This is a genomic window from Mycobacterium sp. NS-7484, assembly GCF_001953975.1.
GTDB lineage: Bacteria > Actinomycetota > Actinomycetes > Mycobacteriales > Mycobacteriaceae > Mycobacterium.
Map to the genome: position 1 here is coordinate 61,036 of NZ_MBEJ01000055.1, position 21,998 is coordinate 83,033.

Below are 21,998 nucleotides of genomic sequence, written 5' to 3' on the forward strand. Positions count from 1 at the left end.
TGGAAGTTTCGATCCGTACATGGTAGGACGAACACATGGCTCAGCCTGAGGTAGCCGCTCCGCAACAGTCGCTCGACAGTGGTGCGCTCGATGAGTTCAAGTACGTGTTTCCCGCGATACGCGGTGTCCAAGCCGGTCGCGAATATTACGTCACGATGTGTCCCCTGCGGTTGATCCCGCGCCTCTTCCTGTTCAACGAGGAAGAACTGCCCCCAGAGATGCGTGCACAACGCCAACTCAACAAGGCGCGAGTGCCGGAGATCGCGCGGTACATCATCGAGAACCCCACCAGCTACATCTTCTCCGCGTTGACCGCATCGGTGAACGCGGACGTACGTTTCGAATCCATCGCTGGAAGTAATGGGCCGGCGGAACGCGTGGGGACTCTCACTATTCCGTGGTCCGCAACCTTCGTAATCAACGACGGTCAGCATCGTCGAGCAGCTATCCAACAAGCGCTCGCAGAGAACCCCGCGCTTGGTGACGAGACCATCGCCATCGTGATGTATATCGATATCGGGCTGGACCGATGCCAGCAGATGTTCGCGGATCTCAATCGGTACGCGATTCGACCGGCCAAGTCTATTGGCGTTCTTTACGATCACCGCGATCCGCTGGCCGCGATCTCTCGACTTGTCGTGTCACAGAACCCATTGCTCAGTGATCTGACAGAGATGGAGACAAGCAACTTGGCGCCACGATCGCGCAAGTTGTTCACACTCTCCGCATTACACACAGCTACTGCAGCACTGCTTAATGAGATCGACATCGACTCATTGACTGAGCGGGTTGACCTTGCCGCTCAGTATTGGCGTGTGATCGCCGATCAGTTCCCGGCATGGCAACAGGTTTACCGCGGCGAGATCTCCGCCGGCGAAGTCCGTCAAGACTTCATCCACACCCACAGCATTGCTCTGCACGCACTAGGCCGGGTAGGCAACTCGCTTCTCCGCACGAGCAGGCAACCATCCGCATGGGAGAAGCGATTAAAGAAGCTGCGCAGTATTGACTGGCATCGCAACAACTCGAGCACTTGGGAAGGCCGAGCCACAAACGCCGGCAAGGTAAGTAAGAGCCGTACGAACGTGGAACTGACGACCGCCTACATCAGGACCAAGCTGGGACTGCCATTGCCGCCCGATGAGCAACGCGCCGAGGATAGCTTCACCCAAGGGGGAAAGTGATGACCAAGTTGCCAATTCGCCCAAGGTCCGCCTTCGACGACCTTGGCTTCGCGGGAACCGTCGATGCACTGGTGTCTCAAACACAGCAGCTCTACCTCGCGGATGGGGTGCCGTGGGTCGTCGGATACTCGGGCGGTAAGGATTCAACCGCTGTGCTGCAGATCGTCTGGCTTGCACTCGCGGGTCTGGACCCTGCACAGCGGACGAAACCCGTGCATGTCATCAGCACAGACACCCTTGTAGAGAATCCGGTCGTCGCCGCCTGGGTTACTCACTCTCTCGAGGTCATGGGAGAGCAAGCCCGGGCTCAAGGTCTGCCAATCACGCCGAACAGGCTGACACCTGCAGTCACCGATACGTTCTGGGTGAACCTGATCGGTAAGGGCTATCCGGCCCCGAGGCCAAAGTTCCGTTGGTGCACTGAGCGTCTGAAGATCAAGCCGTCGAACACATTTATCCGCGAGATGGTTCGTGCGCACGGTGAGGCGATTCTCGTGCTTGGCACGCGCAAGGCCGAAAGCTCGGTTCGGTCAGCCCGGATGACCGCGCTCGAATCCCTCCGGGTTCGAGAACTGCTGAGCCCGAATGAATCTCTGCCAAACGCGCTCGTCTATTCACCGGTCGAGAACTGGTCGAACGATGACGTTTGGACATTTTTGATGCAGTCATCGAACCCGTGGGGGTACTCGAATAAGGAACTGCTGACGATGTATCAAGGCGCCTCACCGGACGGTGAGTGCCCGCTAGTCGTCGACGCAAGCACACCGAGTTGCGGCGACAGCCGATTCGGTTGCTGGACATGCACTCTCGTCGAGCAAGATAAGTCGATGGCGGCAATGATTCAGAACGACGAGGAGAAGGAATGGATGCTTCCACTCCTCGAGCTCCGCAATGCCCTCGATGTAGCCGACGACCGTCATCTGCGGGATTTTCGCCGGATGAACGGCTCAGTTCAGCTCTTTCACGACAAGCCGATCCCTGGTCCTTATACGCAGGCAGCGCGTGAGGATTGGCTCCAACGTCTGCTGGAAGCTCAGTCATGGATTCGTGAGAATGGTCCGGACTATGTGCGTGGGTTGGAATTGATAACACTCGCAGAGCTCGAAGAAATCAGGCGCATCTGGGTTGTCGACAAGCACGAGTTTGAGGATCGCCTTCCGCGGATCTACGCATCGGCGATTGGGGAGAACTATCCCGGGAAACCACTCGACGAGCATCTCCCGCTTGGTGCGGACATGATCGGCGCGCTTCAAGAAGTAGCAGGGGATCGACTCCATTTCGAACTAGTGCGTGAGTTGTTGGACATTGAGCAACGGCATCGGGCGCAGGTCCGTCGCGCCGGACTGTTCGACTCACTGGAAAAGGCCCTTCGCCGCGGCTTTTACGACGACGAAGCTGACGCAGCTGCGCGAGCTCGTAAACGCAAAGCAGCTATGGAACGGGTTCCGGACGCCAACAACTCACTGCCCGATCCACTGGACGTTGCAGATGGCTACGTGCGGATCGCATCGGATACCGACGCATGATCCTCAACAAGCTCGTCCTCCATAACGTCGGAACATTCGCCGGACGCCACGAAATCGACCTAACTCCAAAGTCTCCTAAGAAGCCGATCATTCTGATTGGTGGACTCAACGGTGCAGGCAAGACGACTATTCTGGAGTCGATCCAACTAGCCTTGTACGGGCCGTTGGCGCAGGGTTCGACGCGTCGGAATAGCAGCTACGACAACTACCTTCGAGGCCTCATTCACCGTGGTGTGCCGGCCAGCGAAGGTGCGGCTATTGAACTGACCTTTACTGCGCATCAGGAGGGTGCTGCACACACGTACTGGGTGCGACGCAGCTGGAAAAGCACAGGGGCATCGATACGTGAGCTTCTAAATGTGTCTGTGGATGGGAGGCACAACCAATCGCTGACTTCTACATGGAGCGAGCATGTCGAGACATTCTTGCCGCGTGGCATCGCCGGCCTGTTTTTCTTTGACGGTGAGCAGATCGAGGCCCTCGCAGACTTAGAACGTTCGCGCCAAGTGCTTCGGTCTGCACTTGCGGCTCTGCTCGGGCTTGATCTGGTTGATCGACTTGCCACGGACCTGACGGTACTTAAACGACGTCACCGAAGCGCACAAGTTCCCGATCGGGTTCGGCAACAGATCGAGGAGAAGAAGGAGCGTGTCACCGCTCTCCGCCAAGCTGAAGAGATCGGCGTTGAGGCTGAGGCAGCGCGGTGCGGTGACGTCGAGCGCAGCAAAAAGTTGTTCTTCGACGCTACGGAGGAATTCAGGGCTGCCGGCGGCGACCTTTTGGAAGGGCGCGAATCGTCTGAAGCCGCCGCAACGAAAGCACGCTTGAATTTGGCGCAGTGTGACGACGAGATACGTCACGAAATGGCAGGTGTCGCACCACTTCTGCAAGTAGGTGGCTTGCTTAGTCGATTGCTGGCCCAGGTGAGGATTGAGGAGGAGGCGAAGCGAGCCGCTCTCATCGTTGATGCGCTCCGGCCTCGTGACGAAGCGTTATTGGGCAAGCTGAAGTCAGCTAAAGTCAAAGCCGCGACAATCGAAGAAGTTTCGCGTTACCTGAATGAAGATCGCTCAGAACGTCATTCGTCCGCAGCAGTGGAGGCAATTGTCGGGTTCGGCGCTCCCGTGGCACTCGAGTCTCTGTCAACGTCGACCCTACCGGACACACTCAAGCGACTGCAGAGTCTGGTTCGCCGGCGTGCAGAGTTGGTGGATGAGGCCGACGAGGCGGAGCGCGTGCTCGCTGCGATACCCGATCGCGAGGCTGTCGCTCTCCTGTTGAAACGGCGCGAGGATGCTCGCACCGCGCTACATCGTGCGGAGGCAGCTCTTGAGTTGGCTAGCGAGTCCCTGAAATCTGCTCGCAACGCGAGAGTGAAGGCGCACGCCGCGTATGAGTCAGCGCTCGACAAAGCGGCCCATGAAAATCTTGTGGCAGACGACGACAGGAGACTCGTTGAACACGCTGACCGCGTTGCCGCGACGTTGAATCAACTGCGAGTTGCTGCAACACGGCAGCATCTGGGCAGAATTTCGCAACTAGTGCTTGAGGCCCTAAATGTCCTGCTGCGCAAGGACAATCTGATCGCAGATGTCCAGATAGATCCGGAAACCCACTCGGTGTCGTTAACGGGTGCTGACGGCCACCCGCTGCCTGCCACAGATTTGTCGGCCGGCGAGCGTCAGCTGCTTGCTGTTGCGCTCCTGTGGGGTTTAGCGAGGGCAGCGGGTCAGCCGCTACCCGTGGTAATTGATACCCCGCTGGGGCGGTTGGACGGCACGCACCGTGAACATTTGCTTGAACGCTACTTCCCGCAGGCGAGTCACCAGGTCGTGTTGCTGTCGACTGACACGGAGATCGATGATGAGGCGTTTGGGCGGATTGCCCAAAAGGTCGGTCGCAGGTATCAGCTCGTGTTCGATTCAAACACCAACGCAACGTCCGTCGAGAACGGCTACTTCTGGGGGTGAGGCATGCCCGTTGACCATATTCGGGTGTCGCAAACGGCGCGTGATCAGCTGATCACCTTAAAACGCAGGACTGGGATTGCACATTGGAATGTGCTGTGTCGGTGGGCGTTATGTCGATCTCTCGCGGAACCCGCGCCACCTCCCGTGGTCAAGCTGACACTCGATAGCACAGTTGAGATGGATTGGCGAACGTTCGGGGGAGATCACGGTGAGGTGCTGTGGGCGTTACTTCGTTTGCGCTGTCACGAGGATGGACTAGAGCTGGATGAAGAAACCTTGGCCCAGCAGTTCCGGCTGCATCTTCACCGGGGGATCAGCTATCTCGTCGGTGATCCACGCGTCACCGACGTTGCCGGCCTCGCGAGCGTGGGATTGACTGGCCTACCTGTGGCATGAGCGCGACGGATGTTGCTCGGCATAAGACTGCTCTGACGCGCACGGCACTTTCGCGACCGATCGCTCGTGCAGTGACCGATGGGCTGTTGGAGAGTGGCTGTGCCGTGTTCGATTACGGTTGCGGCAAGGGCGACGATATCCGCCATTTGCGATCACTCGGCTACGATGCGGACGGTTGGGATCCCACCCACCGTCCGACTGCACCACGCAAGTCTGCCCCGATCGTGAACCTCGGCTACGTAATCAACGTGATCGAGAATCCAGCTGAGCGGATCGAAACTCTTCGTTCCGCATGGGGATTGACGGAACGGTTGCTTATCGTCTCGGCGCGGATGACATGGGATGCCCGGGATCTGGTTGGCCGTCCAATGGGCGACGGACTGCTCACCCGTTCGGGGACATTTCAAAAGTTCTACGGCCAGCCCGAACTCGCCACCTGGATCGAAGATTCGGTTGGCGTACGTCCCTACGCCGCGGCTCCCGGAGTTTTCTATCTGTTTCGGAATGAGACGGATGCGCAGTCGTTCTTGGCTTCGCGGGTCTATGCATACCGGCCGCGGATCCGTGTCTCTCCCGAGGCATTGTTCGAGACCCACCGCGAAGCGCTTGCACCGCTCGTCACCTTCATGAGTGAACATGCGCGCCCGCCGAGGCCGGGTGAGCTGCCCGTAGAAATGACGGAGCCAATCCGGGAAGCTCTAGGCGGGCTCGGCCGGGCCCAGCGGCTGATCCGACAGGTTACCGATGACAGCTATTGGGACCAGGTCACGATCCAGCGTCGAGCTGAGTTATTGATCTACGTTGCGTTGTCCAGATTCCGTAGACGCCCGCGCTTTTCGCAGTTGGACCGTTCGCTCGCCACCGATATCCGTGGGTTGTTCGGTACTTACAAGCAGGCTTGCCTCGAGGCGGATCGCATGCTCGTTGCGTGTGGAGACCAGGCTCTGCTCTTGGTGAACGCCCGCAGTTCGAAGGTAGGGAAGCAAACGCCAAGCGCGCTGTATGTCCATCGGTCTGCGATGGGCGAGATTCCGCCGATGCTGCAGGTATACGAAGGCTGCGCCCGTGTGCTCGCTGGAACGGTCGAGCACGCCAACATGATCAAGTTGTCGGTTACTGAACCCCAGGTGTCTTACTTGACATACCCGACGTTCGACAAGGATCCGCACCCGACGCTGCACTCGGCGGTGACCGTCAACCTCCGTCGACTGAGTGTTGACTGGCGTGATTACAGCCGCAGCGAGAACCCGCCGCTGCTCCATCGCAAGGAAGAATTCCTAGGGATCGACGACCCTAGGCGCCCTCTGTATGAACGGCTGACGCGTGCTGAGATTCGGGCGGGGCTGTACGAACATCCTGAGAGAATCGGAACCCTGAAGGGGTGGCAGTCGGCGTTGGCGGACTCCGGCGTGAGCCTCCGGGGGCATAGGATTGCCCACCGGCCAAACGGATAGAGGTCCGCGCTTCAACACCGAGGCTTTGCTTGGCGTCGATGACCGGGTTCCGACTTGTCGCATGTTTGACAGTGTCACAATACCCCCGGACCGTAAGGTTGAGCAGCGCCTACGTCGAAACCGGGGTATGTGGGAAGATGCAAGTTAGCTCATTCCATCAGCTGTCGAATCGCTCGTCGGAAAAGTTGGATCGGACAAAAACGGTTGCGCACCGTCGTTCCGAGTCATGTGCGCATTCGGAATGCTGTTCTTATACGCTCCGGGTATGCCGCAAGAGGTGACTAACCCCAGCTCTATCAAGTTCTCATTGCCAGGTATCGCAACTCTCATGGCGCAGACAGCGCTCTCCGTCCCGGACTACCAGCGCTCGTATGCCTGGCACGTGTCGGGCGAAGACGTCCAAGTAACGGAGTACTGGAACGACCTAGTGGCCTCGGTGTCAAACGTTGACCGCGAGTATTTCTTCGGCACCATCGTCCTTTCTCAGCAGAGCAACTCGCACCGCCACGTTGTCATCGACGGGCAGCAGCGATTAGCGACCACCGTTCTGCTTTTGGCAGCTGTACGTGCCCGATTCCGATCTGTCGGTCATCCCAAAGCCGGTGTGGTTGGGGGACTTTTAGCCGAAGAGACGATGACCTCTGATGGCGAAGAGAGGCGTCTGCTTCTGAATCTCGAAGATGATGAATACTTGGGGAAGATCGTCGCCGATGGGATACCGCCCGACCCGGATCCCAAGATTCCGTCGCAGACGAGGCTCAAGCTGGCCTACGAGTTTCTGCTCGACCGGGTCATCGAATTAGCTGATGCCGAAGGCGACGACTCCTTAATCAGAGTTGTCACTTACCTTCAAAATCGGGCGCGGGTCGGCGTTATCGAAGTGCCAACCGAGTCCGATGCCTACGTCATCTTCGAGACGCTCAATGACCGCGGTGCTGACCTCACTATCGCAGACCTGCTGAAGAATTACCTCTATGGCAAGGCCCAGGACAAGCTCGAATCGGTGAAGAAGGATTGGCTACTGGCGTTAGGCGCCTTGGAGCTGACCGCGGCGGATACCAAGTTCGTCGCTTTCCTACGCCATTACTGGAGTTCGCGCGAAGGCAGAACCACGGAGCGCGAACTCTATGCCTCGATCCAGAAGAAGGTGACGACGAAGACCGAAGCGGCCAAGTTCGCCCAATCGATTGCGCAGGCGGCGGTCAAGTACGCCGCCTTGCAGAACGCCAGCCACTCGGAGTGGGCGGCATACGGTACTTCAGGCCGGGCCGACGTCGCCCTCCTTGTCCGCTTCAACTTGGCGCCGAACAGACCGCTGCTTATGGCCGCGATGGACAACTTCAAACAGGCAGAATTCAAGAAGTTGGTGCAGGCGCTGGTGAACTGGTCGGTGCGTGGTCTCGTTAACGAGTCGATGAATTCTGGTACGACGGAGGCGCAGTACTGCCTCGCGGCGGTCGAGATTCGTGCGAAGAGGATCACCACAGTCGCCCAGCTACGGACGTTCCTCGGCGCGACTGTCGCCTCCGACTCCGATTTCCAGGGGGCGTTTTCGCTCATGCGATTGAAGCGCAACTGGCTGGCGCGTTATTACTTGCAGGCGCTGGAACTCCAGAAAATCGGCGAAGCCGAGCCCGCCCTAGTACCCAACCCTGATGAGAATAAGCTGAACCTTGAGCACGTGCTGCCTCAGAACGCCGTGCCGGGTGACTGGACCGACATCCCCACTCGCGAAGACGTCGAGACGTGGGCCTATCGCCTGGGCAACATGGTGCTCCTGAGTAAGCAAGAAAACAACGACATCGGTAACGGCAACTTCCAGTCGAAAGTGCCTGTCCTGAAAGCGAGCGACCTCCAGCTCACCAACGAGGTCGGAAGTAAACAGGATTGGACGCCTAAACAGATCGAAAGCCGCCAGAAGGATCTCGCAGAGTTGGCAGTAAAGACCTGGCCACGGTGAACCCACGGCTTCCCGCTGTTCCGCTTTGTCCAGTTTGTGTCACGCGTGAATACCCGTCTGGCGTGCCTAGCAGTGACATAAGATCTGCGATCAGCCGCAAATGTAGATGGTGGGCTCAGCGGTTCGAGTCGCTTAGATGCCTCGTCTGAAAGCCCACTCGGACTTTGATCTGATTGGCTGTTCCTCCTGCTGCCATCCGCTGGGGTTGATGAACTTGGCCTAAGTGTCTGTCCCAGCAGGACGCCTGACCATCCTTCCTGTAGCTTTCATCTTTATCGTGTTTATCGTGCGGCGGCGGCGAGCCGTGGGTTGCGGACGTAGTTCTGGCGATGAGGAATCACTCCTCTAACGCCGCCGCGCGGATCGTCCATGTCGTCGTGTCGCCGGGGGATCAGGTGTGCGTGCGCGTGGGGCACAGTCTGTCCTGCTGCCCTTCCGCAGTTCCATCCGACGTTAAAGCCAGACACTTCAGCGTCCTCGCGTAGAACGCGCGAGCGAAGGGTAGCGAGCGCGTGTTCGGTGTCGCGTCTTTCTTGTGTTGTCAGAGAGAAGTAGTCGTCACAGTGTCGAGCTGGGATGATAAGCCAGTGCAGCGGGGTGACCGGGAACTGATCCAGAACGGCGAACACGCTGCCGAATTGATTTTCCTTAGGCGCGAGGTGGAAGGCTCGGCAGAAAACGCATGTACTCATATTTTTTCGTTCCTCCAGAAGCGACGCGATCCTAGCTGATCTTGAATCTTTTTCACTTGACGACCGTACGCCTCTTCGATGTCAGTGCCAAATTGCTTAGGGAAGTATTTAACTCCAACATTGGAGTGGATTGACCCCGTTGAGACCCCTTGTGCTACAAGGTCTGTGTGGGCGATGAAGTCGTGGTAGCTCTGGGGAACTTGGCCTTGGAGGGACAGTCCGCCGTACTTAAGCAATACGTCTTTAATCTGGTCGTTGATTGCCGCTATTTCGTCAGCCATTGAACGTAAATGCGGATCGGAATGTATCGTATCAAGATCGTCGAGCAAGTGCCATTCCTGGCCGGGCTTTTGTGCAGCTTCGCGAAGGGCTTTCGCTATGGCCAGATTTTGAGCAAGGAGGTAGACGATTGGTCCGTAGAATTCGTTAACCTGGCGCAAGCGAAACTCAAGTAGCTGCTTTCGCTGTTCTTTGCGAGACGTCAGTGCGAGTTGAGCTACTGCAAACAGGCCCGCGACCCCTGCTGCGATCACTGCAGGGCCGACGAAGTATGTCCATAGTTGGGGCGTGCTTGTCGCCTGTTCCGCTGTCGCGGTGAGCGTGAGCATAGACATGCCCGACACTGTAGGGCCGGGTTACGACAAATTTCGCACACAGAAGCATCGAGCTCTTAGCAAGACGACGGCTAATCGAATCGTGCTGCTCGGATCGTGAGGAGCGATCTTGGCTTCGTGACGCAGGATTGCAGCCTACTGATTAGGTTCCAGCGTCCTGCAACACCCTAGACACCGCGGTCAGCCTGCCGTTGGTCTTCCGGCCGTAGACCACCTTGACAATGCACTCGGTAGGGCCGAACCATGCGGCGACGACTGCGACTGGTGTGTGTGTACGCCTGTTCTGAAGGTTACCGTCCAGTCTTGGCTGGGTAAGCGGGAATGACCGGGACTCCCGCGCAAAATGGCCCAAAACTTCCGGCGTCGCAATCGAGTCTTCAGATCCTGACGGCGCTCGACGCTCTCCCCATCCACCCTGCTCGAAATTCCCCAACCGCGTGGCTCCACCGGGAAGGGCGAGCCCCCTTCGAAGCTGCTGGTGTCTGAGGGACTTGCCCGAGTCAACTGAACTCGGGGTAGTCCCTGACGCCAGTTGCCCCATCGGAGACCCGGCGTTCCTGACCGGAAGACCCACACCTGTGGGCCCACTCTCTTCGACGAGTTGGTTCCGCCCTCAGCAACCAAGCCGCTTAGCACCGACGTTGCGCTAACCACTTGACTTTGAGTTCTGGAAGTAAGTCGTCAAGCAAATTTGTACCAACGCCGCGAGTGTCGGCAGAATCAATCGGAGCGCAGCACTCACGTCGGCGTAGGTCGCTGATCAGCTCCAGGTCACCCCACCAAGTAGTTCGTCAACCGACAGCGCCTTGGCCCCGCCTTCGTCGGCCAGAACTTCTGTCACAAGGTTGATTACGACGAGGTCGACTGGTTGGCGTCGAACGTTGATCTGCTCCTGGATGTACTCAAGACCGCCGTTCGCGAACTCCTCGAAGATCTTGACGCGCTCCTCCAAGCGGGTGCCATCCATGATCTCCGGGTCGTCTGAAACGACATTGGCGGCGATCATGTTGATGAGTGTGTCGCTGAATCCCGGACTTGCTAGTACCTCGTACCGGATGGGATCCCCTGAGCTGGCTGTGAATGACACTCGACGTTGCTGATGGAACCCCACTGCTGCGGCGAAGAGAAGGATGTCGCGATAGGTCGGGAACTTTGCCTCATTCTGCATTTCCTGCATGAGCGCTTCATGCTGCTGAGGCCGGCGCGCGCGAACCTCGCCCTGTGCAGTTGTCACATGATTACCTTCAGTTCGGAGTGGTCGGATTCGTCAGACCGAATGTATGGATATGACATGCCGTCAAGTTCGATGTCTTCAGCGACATCTCCGGCGGCTGTGGTGTGCGCCTCGATGACACCGAGATGACTCACGTAAGGAAGCAACTCGGTAACGACCTTGCCGAGCCCTTGACTCTTGCTGACCAGTACAACTAGCTGCGGTGCCATCTTCGCCAATGCTCGCGACACCGATTCCTGGTAGTCCTGGTCGAGGGAACCGAATGCGGCGTCCATCACGATCGGATATGTGCCGGCATCTGTTGCTGCCTCGCCCTCAGCTCGCCCGCCCTTCCGGATTTCGCGAGCAAGCTTGGAGACGGCGGCCACGAAGCTGAGGCTTAGGATCTGGTTCTCGCCAGTTGATTTGGGCACAGGGAGCTCTACTCCGTTGACATTCTGATGGAGGGTCAGCTCGAAACCTTCGTTGAGGGTGGGCACATAGGGCTTGAAGGTAATGCCCTTGAACACCTCCTTGACTTCGGCATCGAGCCGCTGGCGCATGTCCTCTTCGCGGAAAGCCAAGATCTCCTCGAGCGCTTTCTTTACGGCAAGCACCAACTCGGAACGAGAACGGGCTTTCTGTGCCAGCTCGTCCGTCACCTCCGCCCGTGAACGGTCCCTCGACTTCTGCTCGATCTCCTTAGCGACCGAATCTAGTTCGGACGCGATCGATCCCTTGCGTTGGTTCTTCGCCGCGATGCGGGCATCGAGATCGATTCGTTTCGACTCCAGCCGCTGGACGTCCTCCAGTCGGCTATCTTTGAGCTTGCCGTCAAGTTCCGATTTGCGCGCCTCAAGCCGTGAAACGCGTTCTCGCTCAGCGGCAATACGATCCAGCAGCGCACTGAGAGCGTCCCTGAGGGTTCCGCGGGCATCCGCAAGTGGAGCGATCTGTCCGCTGAGTTGCTGCCAAGCGGTCTCTACTGCTTGAAGTCCTGCTCTCTGACGCCATTCCTTCACATGGTCCCACGGAGCGCTGTGTTCGGTCAGGGGTGTGCCGCAGATGCACGCCCTTTCATCGAGCAACTGATCGACGAACTCGCGTTTCAGCGGCGCAGGCAATGCTCCCTTCCGATAGAGGTTGTCGGCCATTGCCTTTGTCTTCTCGCCGAGTTCTTCCGTGAATGCCTGGAAGCCCTTTGTGCCAACTAACAGGGATCGCTCAACGATGGCCGCATCGCGGGCGGCTCGCGCTTCGTTGAGCTCCGTTGAAACGGAGTCGCGTTCAGACTGGATCGGCGCGGCCTCATTATGCTGACGCAGCAATTCCAAGGTGCTGTCGCGCTCCTCCGCCAGGGAGGCGATGTCGCCGTCGATGACCGCTAACTCATCCTTGGCCTTTGTCTGCCTATCCGTGAGCGAATCGATCGCATCCTGTATGGCACTCGCTGTATCGCCACCATGCTTCTTAAGCTCGTCGGTCAGCTTGCGGTTGACCTTCGGAAGATGGGTGATGGCGCGCTCTACCTGTTCCAGGTCGAGCAGCACTTTGATGTCCTTCTGAACTTCAGCGTAGGCGCCCTTCTTGACCAGATTCTCGATTCGCTCACCGTTGAAGAAGAAGAATCGGCTGACGCCGACGGGCAGGATGGTGAGGATCTTTTCCTGCGGGGCGTCGACCACTCCGGACGAGCCGTCGGCTCTCGTCGTCCACAGCTGCAGGGTCGGCGACAGCGGACCCTGGTGGTCCGACTCCTTCCGGAGGTGACCGCTTCGCCGGATCCGGTAGTCCTGACCCTCGTGGTCGAAGTGGATCTCGACCGCTACCTCGATCGAATCCCCGATAGGCAGCGCTCGCCAGACACTGTCGGTAATAATCCGGTGCTGCTGTTCGACGTCTTCGGACATGTTCCCGTAGAGCCCCCACGTGAAGGCATTGAGCAGCGTCGTCTTCCCAGCACCGTTTGCGCCAAAGACCAGCGTCACCGGCTTGATGGCATCCGACGTGAGGTCGAGGGTCTGCGTTCCTCTGAACTGTCGGAAGTTCGTTAGCGTGATGGATTGGAGCTTCACGGGATGATCTCCTTCACTGCGGCCAGCAAGTCGTCGGTTGCGTCGTAGGCCGTGATGTGCAGCTTGGCCCGTTCGATTTCCAACACTCGCTTGAGCAGTGCCAGTTGTTCGGGGCTTAGCCCTTCCAGTACTTGTCGCTCGGTGCGCTTGTCCGTCACACTGTTTCCCTTCATCATTGGGATTTCACGCTGAGGTGCTGCCTACATGTCCATCAGGTGGTATCGCTCTTTCAGCGGGCGGAGCGCCTCTAGCGTCGTCTCATAATTCTCCGATAACTTCCCGAATTCATTGGCCCGCTCCAGTTCTCGGATGAGCAGCGAGCGCTCGACGGTGAAGTTAATCGGCGCGCCGGCGGCAGGAACCGCCAAGTAGTCGAGGATTTCCGCGCGTTCCTTTCCGGGGGCACGTCGTAGCAGCCGGCCCCGCCGCTGGATGAACTGCCGTGGGTTGCTGCTGCTCGCAAGGAGATAGCCCACTCGGGCGTCCGGAATGTCGACACCCTCGTCGAGACAGCGCATTGCGACCAGCGAGCGCAGGTCGTTGCCACTGCCGAATCGTCGCAGGAGAACTTTTCGCTCAGCCCGCGGTGTCTCCGATACATAGGTGTGTCCGGACAGGTGGAGTTCATTGCCGACGAGGTGCATGACTTCATCGACCTGTTTTGGTCCCGGTGGGTCGCCTGGCTCGGATGGTCGTCGTCCTTCGGCGCAATATATTAGTTGGAACCATTGATGACGTCGCGCTTGCAGATCTGCGCGTAGAGCAGCGATTTTGCCTTCGGCGTGCCCGAGTACTCCAGCTCGCTGGCGGAGCAAGTACCCCAACGGCGAATCAGGATCAGAGTTTTTAAGGTCGTCTCCTGAAGCGATGCGTTGCGCGATTTGCGCTGAGAGATCGACGTAAAGGCTAGTCTCAACGTCATTCAGTTCGACAAGCCTGGGCATATAGACATACCGAGTGAGTGCCCCCATCGCAATCGCTTCGCCGAGTCCTAGTTCGAAGCAGACTTGGCCGAAGTATTCGGTGAGTGAGTCTGTGCCCTCATCGTCGAACCAGCGCTCGGGCGTTGCGGAGAGCCCGAGCCTGTAGGTTGCGTTTTGAGGCAGGCACGAGCGAAAGGCTTTCGAGCCCAGGTTATGTGCTTCGTCAGCGATGATGAGCAGTGGTTGTGCGACGCGCGACAAGATCGATTGGAACCGCTGCCCCGAGAACGAAGCATAGGTGGCGATCATCGCCACGACCGGGCGCTGGCCCATCCGTGCTGCTGCGAGCTGATCTTCAATGATCGGGAGCCACTTCTCGCTGGACTCATAAACGGCCACAGGTCGTACACCAAAGTCGTCCACCTCGGAAATCCACTGATCAACCAAGTGCGTCAACGGGGCCAAGATCAGGACGATTAGCGGCTCTTCACGCTCGCGGTGCAGATCACCAAGCTTCGTAGCAGCGACCATCGCGGTCTTTGTCTTCCCGGTGCCGGTGGCCATCTTTAGGATGCCGCGTCCCTGCTGTCCAAGCCAAGCCATAACAGCGTCCCGCTGATACGGCCGGACTTCGAGCGCTTCTGGGATGCCTAGGCGGCTCGCGTTGCCAAGCTCCACCGGCGCGGATGCGAACGCTATGTCGATGCCAGGCACAGGGCGGTCCGGCCGCTCGTTTCCTAACTTGATGAGTCGCTCACGTGCGATGTCAGGGAATCGTTCCACACTGAGATACGGTGTCTCGTTCGACCAAAGAGATTGGAAGTCGGCTTCGAGGCGAAGGGCTCGGGCACCATCTCCGGCAACCCAGCCGCGGTAGACCTCAACCGACTCAAAATTGGCCAATAGTCCGCCATACGATTCGTTGCTACTGCCGGTGAACCCAATCAAGTCCCCAAGATCGTCACGGAAAATCCCGATCTTCTCGTGATAGATGCCGACCCGACCTTCTCGTTCGACAAATGCAAGCTTTATATCAAGTCGACCGTCAGCGATGAGTCGTCCGATTAATCCGAGGCTGTCCAGAACAGCGTCCGGCTGGTCGTCGTCCTCTAACTCCCGGAGTGTTGCTCGCTCGAGCACTGCGCGTGTGCCATAGCCGCGTTCGATATCGACGATGTCGTCCTCGTTGAGCTGAGGTGACGCGATGAGGCGCATCGATCCGCCGCGCTCGGCGAATCTGTCGATACCGCGTGAATAGAGCGCCAGGCTAGTTGAGCTGAAGTAACCAACTGCTCGGCTGTAGCTGGACGCCACGGTGAATGCGGGGACAAAGAAGTTCCCGACAACATCTTCCTTGTCGCTGCGATACCTGTCGTTGACAGTGAGGGATCGGAGACCGCGCGGTACTTCGGTCATAGAAGGTCCAGAATCTGGTCCACGTCAGCGTTGTGAGCACCTTTAGCTGGAACATGCCCAGTCTCAAGGAATTCGCGTGCTGCGACGAGCAAGTCTGCGACATCGTCATCACCGCGCACGCGGTACTCACCAATGATGCTGGAGACGGGGGCATCCTGGGGTAATTCGATAGCTGCTGCCAAGGCGGCACGGGCTTTCTTGGGATCGGATGTCGGCTTCGCGCCGACGAGTGTGAGGGCGTCAACAAGGGGATCATCAACTAAGTCAGGCGCCTGTTCAAAGCTAAAGGTCTGATCGTCGTGAATGACAAGGAACGCTTCAGTACCAGCGGCGACGTCAAGATCCATAAGGAATCGACGGATCGTTCCGAAGGACGGCTGAATTCCTGTCCAGGCAACCGACTGAGGACCGAGCGGCGAGTCGAGTTGCTGGACCTGCCCTTCGCTGAGGTTGAGGATGGTTGAAATGGCTATCGGTGCGACGGAACCGCTGCCTCGTAGATGGTCGGTCGTGATGCGTACACGGTATGCCCAACCGTCAGACCGTCGGAAGAGTCGGCGCGTGCGTCGTGGTGATTTGCGGGCAGTCCGTTCACCGCCCAACTGAACAACTCCATTCTTAGTCATAAACGGTGCGGCTGCGGCGTATGCGATGACACTGCTGGCGCTGACGCTATAGCGGCTAGTGATGTACTCGATGATGTCGTCTAAGCGTGCACGTCCGCCGGCTTGGGCAACGAGCTCGCGGATCATTGTCCGGATCCCGGTGTACGCCTCCAGTCCCCATTCTTTTAGAGCCCAGCGATCGCGATCGACTCTTTCGAAGCGGTCATCGCTACCCAGCGCGTTGCCCAGAGAGCGTGCGCTGCGGTCGAATACGAAGCGGTCAACGATTTCCTCGGGGCTGAGCGGCGAGCCCTCAAGAAATAGGACGGCTGCTGCGTAGTCCCCAACGGTCGATGTCCGCGTAAGCACATACTCGCCGCTAATCACATACCCGCAATGACTCAACCACGCTGCCGTGACGTCAGGCCGTCGATGCGCGTGACTCGACCCGACGAGGTCCAGTTCGTCTAGCCGAATGACGCCGTACTGGTTCGCACGCTCGGCAACTTGTGTCTGCGTTAGTTCGAGCGCTGCGCTCATCGTCGGGACAACACACCACCCGTCTTCGATCTCGTAGGCATCGTCCAGACGGTCTAGAACCCGCCAGGCTGGTTGACCCACGGCCCCGACTTCTTTGCCAAGTGCGGGCATCCTTTCGACGAGGTCGTCTAGCGGGCGAATTGTCCCTATCAAGCTGCGCGCACTCTCGGCCGCCATCGCTAGCGGTCCCTCTTCCGAAATCAGCGTCAGCATCGTCCCGCGTGCTTTGCCTTCGATCTGGCGGATTCGCTCGCGGGTAACGCCGTACGCCTGCCCGAGCTGGTCAAGTGTCGGAGGATCGTCGGAGAAAAGGCGAGCTCCGAGCACTTCGATTGCGCGGGTGTCGAGAGCGCTGAGGGCGTCGCTGAACAAGGCGGCGATGTCGCGCTCGGTTTCTTGCTCGCTGAAGATGTCACCTGCACGTAGTTGTTCTATGCGTTGGCGTGCCTTGACGATTTCATCGGGCATGCCCAGCGTTGCTGGGCCACCGAGCAACGGTTGATCGAGTGTTCCGATGGTGGAGTACCAGGTGGCAACACTGGATAGGTCTTGCACTAAGGATGAGACCCATCCGGGTCGCTGTGTGGAGGCATAGGCGCCAGATTCCAAATTGGCTGTACCTGCCGGGACGGCGCTGACCCGAGGTGTTGCGGCGGCTGTCGATACATCTGCCAAAGCCTGAAGAACCGCATCGGCAGTGCCGACTCCCATCTGACTCCAGCCGAGCATGTCCTGGAGTGTGGTGGCCTGGAGACGACCCGGTTTTGACCGGCCGTACTTCCCGAATATGGTGCGTGCACGCACAGGCACATCCAGCGCGATGATGTCGACGTCGGGTGGCAGACCGGGGAAAATCTCGCCTATCGTCCACCTTGTCAAACGCTCTATTGCCAGCGCCGAAATAGTAGCGAGTCGCGACCGGCGGGTGTCAGGGTCCGTGTCCTGAATCGTGTGATTCCACCAGTCGACTGCACCGATGCCGGACGCGCCAGCGAGCCACGGGAAGGCGTCGGACCATGTGCGCGGTCGGACGTCCTCCCCCGTCACGTCGATAGTCATAGCTGTCTCTTGTCCCCTCAAGGTGTTGCGCATTCTGTATAACAGCGCCGTGCGACAACGCGGGTTGCCTTGTGCAAATGGGAACGCAGTGACGTCCCGCGTGATTTTTGGATCGCCGACAGCTGATCAGTTTTCAGTTGCCGTTGACACCACGCCAGGTAACGGTCTAGGTGCTCGTTCAATATCTCGCGGTTCGGTATTCATATTGCCCGGTAAGGCGATTGATCATGGTCAGAATGACTCGTGGTGTTGCTGAATGCCGCTGTCTGCGTGTGTGGTTGGTGGTGCGGTGCGGATCGCCAAGAAGACCCGGCGGGGTCCCGAAGCCTTGTCGATGCGGTTCTTCGCCGGACTCGAACTTGCACCTGTTTGAGCAGGCGGCGCACCGCCCCACGACTCCTGGCTGGTGATGTGCCAACCGTGGCAGCCGGCACATGAATACGCCCGCCGCTCTTGTCGAGTGGTCGTCGATCCATCAACCTCGGCGAATTGTCGACTAACGCGTGCCGCGTGCACCGCCTTCAGTGCCTCCTGCTTGTCGCGGAACCGCAACTTTCCCGACGAGGAGCAACGGTCGAGGTGTCGTCTGACGTGGCTGCGCTTCTCCGACGAGACATGGTCCGTCCTGTGACGGGAAGCGGTTCTATTACGCCTGCTCACGGGGTAGTATCCCTTCCGGTAGAAGCTGTGCGCTGCTGCTAGGGAGATGGTTCTGCTGATAGCAGAATTATGTTGCATAATTCTGTGGTGTGCAAGAGGTTTGCGAAAGGTTTTCCGTGGCCGGTGATGCAGCTGCTGAATACTTCGGCCGGGCGCTCGCTGCGGCGAGGTCCGAGCGTGGTCTCAAGCGAATGCAGCTCAAGGAGCAATCGGGGTTGAGTTACCCCTACATATCCGAGATCGAGAACGGCGGGAAGTACCCGTCTCAGCGCGCGATCCAATCGTTGGCTGACGCCCTCGATATGACGCCTTCAGAACTGGTGGCGCGCGCCGAACAGCTTGAGGCAGTGGATTTGTCGGGGCGTCCGGCGGCCCTAGCGGACTCGTTCGTGGACGATTTGGCGAGAGGCATATGGGGCCCGGTTCGATCGGGCGACGATAACCTGGTTCAGCGTCTGACGGAACAAGTGATGCAGGCGATTGAAGTCCCGTTGCGAGACCTGGTTGCGCGGGAGGTCCAAATGACCATCCGCGAAGAACTGTTGCGCCAACGGGACGGAAAATGAGATTCGACGTAGAGGGCTTTGAGCTCTATCCGTGGCAGGAGGACGCCGTCGATGCATGGGTTCATGGTCACTCTTCAAAGCCGTTTACCGGCACACTGGAGGTTGTTACCGGCGGAGGCAAGACCCTCATTGCGCTCACGTGTGCCGCTCGCGCTGCAGCGCAACGCGACGACCTTCACCTCGCTGTTGTGGTCCCGACAGAAGCGCTTGCACGGCAATGGCGGAAGAACCTAATCCAGCACACGACTCTTGAACCGGATGAGATCGGACTACTCGGCGCTGGTGGAAAAGCAACGTTTGCTGACAAGCGAGCGATTGTTGCTGTGCTGAACACCGCTTCGGCCAGGCTCCCGTCGCTGGCGAATGACAGTCAGCCTTTGATGCTGATAGTTGACGAGTGTCATCGCGCCGGCGCGCCGAAGTACCGCGATGTCCTGCACACCCGTGCAGAATTCCGGCTTGGCCTGTCGGCTACGCCCGACCGTGAAGAACTCGACGAGACTGGTGAACCGCTCGCCTACGACGAGCAAGCGGTCGGCCAATCTCTTGGAGGCGTCGTCTACCGCTTCTCATTGAAGGATGCGCGTCACGCAGGGTGGCTTCCAGAATTCACGCTCCATCATCACGGAATCGCACTTTCGCCCGACGAGCGACGTGACTATGACTCCGTGAGCCGCCAGGTGGACGATGCGGCCGACGTGCTCCGGTCGCACGGCGTCGAGCCGGTGCGCGCGAGATCTGTTGCAAGTCGGAAAGATGAGGCTGGCGAAGCCGCCCGGTTGTGGGTGCAGCTGACATCGCGCAGAAAGGACTTATTGTACCGAGCTCGGGAGCGACAACGTGTATCGGCATTGCTGGCGGAAGAGTTGTTCGCAAGCGGCGCACGGCCGCGGGTGATTCTCTTTCACGAACGCGTACGCGAGGCGGAGGCATTATTCGAAGAGCTAACGGCCGTCCTGCCGGAAGTGCGTATTGAGCTTGAACATTCAAAGCTTCCGGATCGTCGCCGTGAGACGGCTTTGGCTGCGTTCGCGACCGGTGAGGCTCCGGTCCTTGTGTCGGTTAAGTCGCTCATCGAGGGTATTGACGTTCCGCAAGCCGACACAGGCATATCTGTGGCTTCGACATCGGCAGTTCGACAGCGAGTTCAAGCGCTCGGGCGCGTCCTTCGTCGCGCAATGACCAGCGAAGGACAATCGAAGGTGTCGGCAATGCATCTGCTGTACGTAGATGACACCGTCGACGACTTGATCTATGCAAAGGCAGATTGGACAGACCTGACCGGTGTCGAGGCCAACCGATACTGGCGTTGGGGGTTTGAAGCCTTGAGGCCCGACCCAGTATCTAGCCCTCCGCGGACTCCGCGGCCCACCGAGGAACAAGCGTGGGCGCTTCTTGATCGTCAGGTTCCGGACGAACCGGTTCCTTGGCCGGGAATGCCATCCGGACAGGAATACAGCGTCAAGACAAATGGATCGGTACACAACGCGTTCGGCGTCCAGATCGCGAACCCGCAGAATGTCGCCGAGTTGGTATCACGTGTGCGCGGCCGCGAGGGTGGGCGCTTTCGGGTTACGCCCGAGTTTCGCCTGGTCCTTGTGTGGCAACCTGCTATGGCCGAGCCTACGTTCCAGCTCGTCGGGCAGCTCGCTGAGCCATTTACAGTGGTGCCTGAACTGGACCCCAGCGATGCGGTCGCTCTGGGCGAGGAGTTGGCAGTCGGGGATACCTACATCGGGCCCGCCGACAAGAAGGGTGGCACGTTCAAGGTGAGTAAACGTGCCGGCGGTCTGCTGGAACGCCGTGTTCGGGGCGGATCTGAGATCGCTCAGCTTGGCGGAACAGGTCGGCCGCGGCAGGAAGCGAATGCGCGGGCAATGATCGCTTCCTGGGAGAGCTTGGGTCGACCGTTTTCACGGTTTTTCGTGAACTCCCTCGGGCATGCCTGGTATGAGGGTTCTACAGGCCGTCGGTTTCTAGGTTCGGTCGAAGGGGGCTTTGCGTGGCCCAGCTGCATATCGGAGGATAAGTGAAAGCCAAGCTTTACATGGGGCACGTTCCATCCAATGTCCCGAAGGATGCCAAGTACACAGTGACTGCTGGCGGAGAGGTGCGGCTCGTTTACCGAGTCAACAGTCGAGAAAAGGAACTTCTCACTACGGCAAAGCATCCTAAGCTCGTTGAATTGGTCAACGTGGTGAAGCAAGAACTGAACGGTGTGCCCGGCGGCGTTTTCTACATCAACGAATTCGGGGATGTTCTCGTGCCGGGTGTGGATGGTGCCTGCTATTGGGCCGGCCACTACGACTCGACTCTGAAATTTGCCTTTGAAGATGGTCAGCTCAGCCCGGAGGCGCCGCCAAGCTTGCGGCCTGGCGATGATTGGCCAGGACCCCACCCCGGAGTGCGCTATACCCTGAAAGCCGGTGGCAACGACATCCGCTATCAAATCAGGAGCGGCAGGCGACTCACCGAGGTCTACTTGTCAGACGAGGTTGGTGTGCGCGCGGCTGCGGCCACCGCCGCCCGCATAAAGGCGGTTAAGGGATCTGACGGTGGCCGGTTCTATATCAACGAGCGCTGCGAGTTATTCGCGCCAGTAGCATGGAACGACTTTGCGCACTTTGTCTATCTCGGGCACCTTGAGGACAGTGCGTGGTTCGATCCGCCTGAAGGATATGAACGGCCATAGGGTTCCAGGCTGATCAACTGGAGCGGCTTCGACAAGCTAACGGAAAGCCGCTCAGTCCTTAAGCGGCTCTTCATGATTGACGGTGTAGTTGGGGTCTGTGAGGGGGACCCGTTTGGTGGTCCAGTCGCTATGCGGCTTGGGGTTGGTGGGTCGTGGTCCACTGTAGTGAGGTGAGCCCCCTGTAGTGGTCCAGTCGTTGTGGGACTCTGTTGTCCGAGTGTTTGGGCAGGAAGAATCGACGACGACATGGCAGGTAGCAAGCGCCGGCGGCATACGCCGGATCAGATCATCCGCAAGCTGGCCGAGGGCAACACGCTGCTCGGGACCGGCCAGGAACTGGCCGAGGTGTGCCGGCATCTGGAGGTCACCGAGTCGACCTGGCATCGCTGGGTGACCCAGTACGGCGGGATGAAGGCCAACGACGCCAAACGGCTCAAAGAATACGAGGCAGAA

Annotated in this window: 17 protein-coding genes; 10 read left to right on the forward strand and 7 right to left on the reverse strand. The window is 58.8% G+C overall.

Annotated elements, in window-relative coordinates; all coding sequences use genetic code 11:
- The first annotated feature begins 35 nt into the window (after positions 1-35).
- From dndB to A5733_RS10095, 6 genes are all read left to right on the forward strand, one after another.
- Complete coding sequence (dndB, locus tag A5733_RS10070; RefSeq protein WP_076240016.1) at positions 36-1,184, forward strand: DNA sulfur modification protein DndB; 1,149 nt, start codon at positions 36-38, stop codon at positions 1,182-1,184.
- Entirely contained in the window at positions 1,181-2,710 is a 1,530-nt protein-coding gene (gene dndC / locus A5733_RS10075) for a DNA phosphorothioation system sulfurtransferase DndC (RefSeq protein ID WP_142253903.1), read from the forward strand. The genes dndB and dndC overlap by 4 nt, the downstream gene beginning before the upstream one ends.
- The gene (gene dndD, locus A5733_RS10080; RefSeq protein WP_076240018.1) at positions 2,707-4,680 is read left to right on the forward strand and encodes a DNA sulfur modification protein DndD; all 1,974 of its coding nucleotides are present in this window, start codon (positions 2,707-2,709) and stop codon (positions 4,678-4,680) included. Before dndC ends, dndD begins: the two co-directional genes overlap by 4 nt.
- 3 nt (positions 4,681-4,683) lie before the next feature.
- The gene (gene dndE / locus A5733_RS10085) at positions 4,684-5,076 is read left to right on the forward strand and encodes a DNA sulfur modification protein DndE (RefSeq protein WP_076240019.1); all 393 of its coding nucleotides are present in this window, start codon (positions 4,684-4,686) and stop codon (positions 5,074-5,076) included.
- Positions 5,073-6,530, forward strand: a complete 1,458-nt coding sequence (locus A5733_RS10090; RefSeq protein ID WP_076240020.1) for a DNA phosphorothioation-associated putative methyltransferase — start codon at positions 5,073-5,075, stop codon at positions 6,528-6,530. Before dndE ends, A5733_RS10090 begins: the two co-directional genes overlap by 4 nt.
- A 265-nt stretch (positions 6,531-6,795) precedes the next feature.
- On the forward strand, positions 6,796-8,490 hold the full coding sequence (locus A5733_RS10095) for a DUF262 domain-containing protein (protein WP_158070597.1): 1,695 nt from the start codon (positions 6,796-6,798) through the stop codon (positions 8,488-8,490).
- Between the two features lie 281 nt (positions 8,491-8,771).
- On the opposite strand, the gene A5733_RS28215 is transcribed toward A5733_RS10095, so the two are convergent.
- The 7 genes from A5733_RS28215 to A5733_RS10125 all read right to left on the reverse strand — a co-directional run bounded on the left by A5733_RS28215 (position 8,772) and on the right by A5733_RS10125 (position 17,627).
- The gene (locus A5733_RS28215; protein ID WP_076240022.1) at positions 8,772-9,182 is read right to left on the reverse strand and encodes an HIT domain-containing protein; all 411 of its coding nucleotides are present in this window, start codon (positions 9,180-9,182) and stop codon (positions 8,772-8,774) included.
- A complete protein-coding gene (locus A5733_RS27065) occupies positions 9,179-9,796 on the reverse strand; it encodes a hypothetical protein (RefSeq protein WP_142253904.1) in 618 nt (205 codons plus the stop codon). The genes A5733_RS28215 and A5733_RS27065 overlap by 4 nt, the downstream gene beginning before the upstream one ends.
- A gap of 760 nt (positions 9,797-10,556) precedes the next feature.
- Positions 10,557-11,030 carry a DNA phosphorothioation-associated protein 4 gene (locus tag A5733_RS10105; protein WP_076240023.1) on the reverse strand — a complete coding sequence of 158 codons (474 nt, stop codon included), beginning with the start codon at positions 11,028-11,030 and terminating at the stop codon, positions 10,557-10,559.
- Complete coding sequence (locus tag A5733_RS10110) at positions 11,027-13,084, reverse strand: AAA family ATPase (RefSeq protein ID WP_076240024.1); 2,058 nt, start codon at positions 13,082-13,084, stop codon at positions 11,027-11,029. Before A5733_RS10110 ends, A5733_RS10105 begins: the two co-directional genes overlap by 4 nt.
- Positions 13,081-13,242 (reverse strand): hypothetical protein, encoded by a 162-nt coding sequence (locus tag A5733_RS27450; RefSeq protein ID WP_158070598.1) that lies wholly within the window; start codon positions 13,240-13,242, stop codon positions 13,081-13,083. Before A5733_RS27450 ends, A5733_RS10110 begins: the two co-directional genes overlap by 4 nt.
- 42 nt (positions 13,243-13,284) lie before the next feature.
- A complete protein-coding gene (locus A5733_RS10120) occupies positions 13,285-15,423 on the reverse strand; it encodes a DEAD/DEAH box helicase family protein (RefSeq protein WP_076240026.1) in 2,139 nt (712 codons plus the stop codon).
- Positions 15,420-17,627, reverse strand: a complete 2,208-nt coding sequence (locus A5733_RS10125) for a sigma factor-like helix-turn-helix DNA-binding protein (protein ID WP_158070599.1) — start codon at positions 17,625-17,627, stop codon at positions 15,420-15,422. Before A5733_RS10125 ends, A5733_RS10120 begins: the two co-directional genes overlap by 4 nt.
- A 776-nt stretch (positions 17,628-18,403) precedes the next feature.
- On the opposite strand from A5733_RS10125, the gene A5733_RS10130 reads away from it, so the two are divergent.
- The 4 genes from A5733_RS10130 to A5733_RS10145 form a co-directional block, all read left to right on the forward strand.
- Complete coding sequence (locus A5733_RS10130) at positions 18,404-18,853, forward strand: helix-turn-helix domain-containing protein (RefSeq protein WP_158070600.1); 450 nt, start codon at positions 18,404-18,406, stop codon at positions 18,851-18,853.
- Positions 18,850-20,886 carry a DEAD/DEAH box helicase gene (locus tag A5733_RS10135; protein WP_076240029.1) on the forward strand — a complete coding sequence of 679 codons (2,037 nt, stop codon included), beginning with the start codon at positions 18,850-18,852 and terminating at the stop codon, positions 20,884-20,886. The genes A5733_RS10130 and A5733_RS10135 overlap by 4 nt, the downstream gene beginning before the upstream one ends.
- Entirely contained in the window at positions 20,883-21,545 is a 663-nt protein-coding gene (locus A5733_RS10140; RefSeq protein ID WP_076240030.1) for a hypothetical protein, read from the forward strand. Before A5733_RS10135 ends, A5733_RS10140 begins: the two co-directional genes overlap by 4 nt.
- Positions 21,546-21,791: 246 nt before the next feature.
- The coding region (locus A5733_RS10145; protein WP_142253905.1) for a transposase at positions 21,792-21,998 on the forward strand (207 nt) is incomplete at its 3' end.

Excerpts from the sequence above, each read along its gene's own strand:
- dndB (WP_076240016.1), top strand. The coding sequence starts at position 36 with ATGGCTCAGCCTGAGGTAGCCGCTCCGCAACAGTCGCTCGACAGTGGT.
- dndD (WP_076240018.1), top strand. The coding sequence starts at position 2,707 with ATGATCCTCAACAAGCTCGTCCTCCATAACGTCGGAACATTCGCCGGA.
- dndE (WP_076240019.1), top strand. The coding sequence starts at position 4,684 with ATGCCCGTTGACCATATTCGGGTGTCGCAAACGGCGCGTGATCAGCTG.
- A5733_RS10090 (WP_076240020.1), top strand. The coding sequence starts at position 5,073 with ATGAGCGCGACGGATGTTGCTCGGCATAAGACTGCTCTGACGCGCACG.
- A5733_RS10095 (WP_158070597.1), top strand. The coding sequence starts at position 6,796 with ATGCCGCAAGAGGTGACTAACCCCAGCTCTATCAAGTTCTCATTGCCA.
- A5733_RS28215 (WP_076240022.1), bottom strand. The coding sequence starts at position 9,182 with ATGAGTACATGCGTTTTCTGCCGAGCCTTCCACCTCGCGCCTAAGGAA.
- A5733_RS27065 (WP_142253904.1), bottom strand. The coding sequence starts at position 9,796 with ATGTCTATGCTCACGCTCACCGCGACAGCGGAACAGGCGACAAGCACG.
- A5733_RS10120 (WP_076240026.1), bottom strand. The coding sequence starts at position 15,423 with ATGACCGAAGTACCGCGCGGTCTCCGATCCCTCACTGTCAACGACAGG.
- A5733_RS10125 (WP_158070599.1), bottom strand. The coding sequence starts at position 17,627 with ATGACTATCGACGTGACGGGGGAGGACGTCCGACCGCGCACATGGTCC.
- A5733_RS10135 (WP_076240029.1), top strand. The coding sequence starts at position 18,850 with ATGAGATTCGACGTAGAGGGCTTTGAGCTCTATCCGTGGCAGGAGGAC.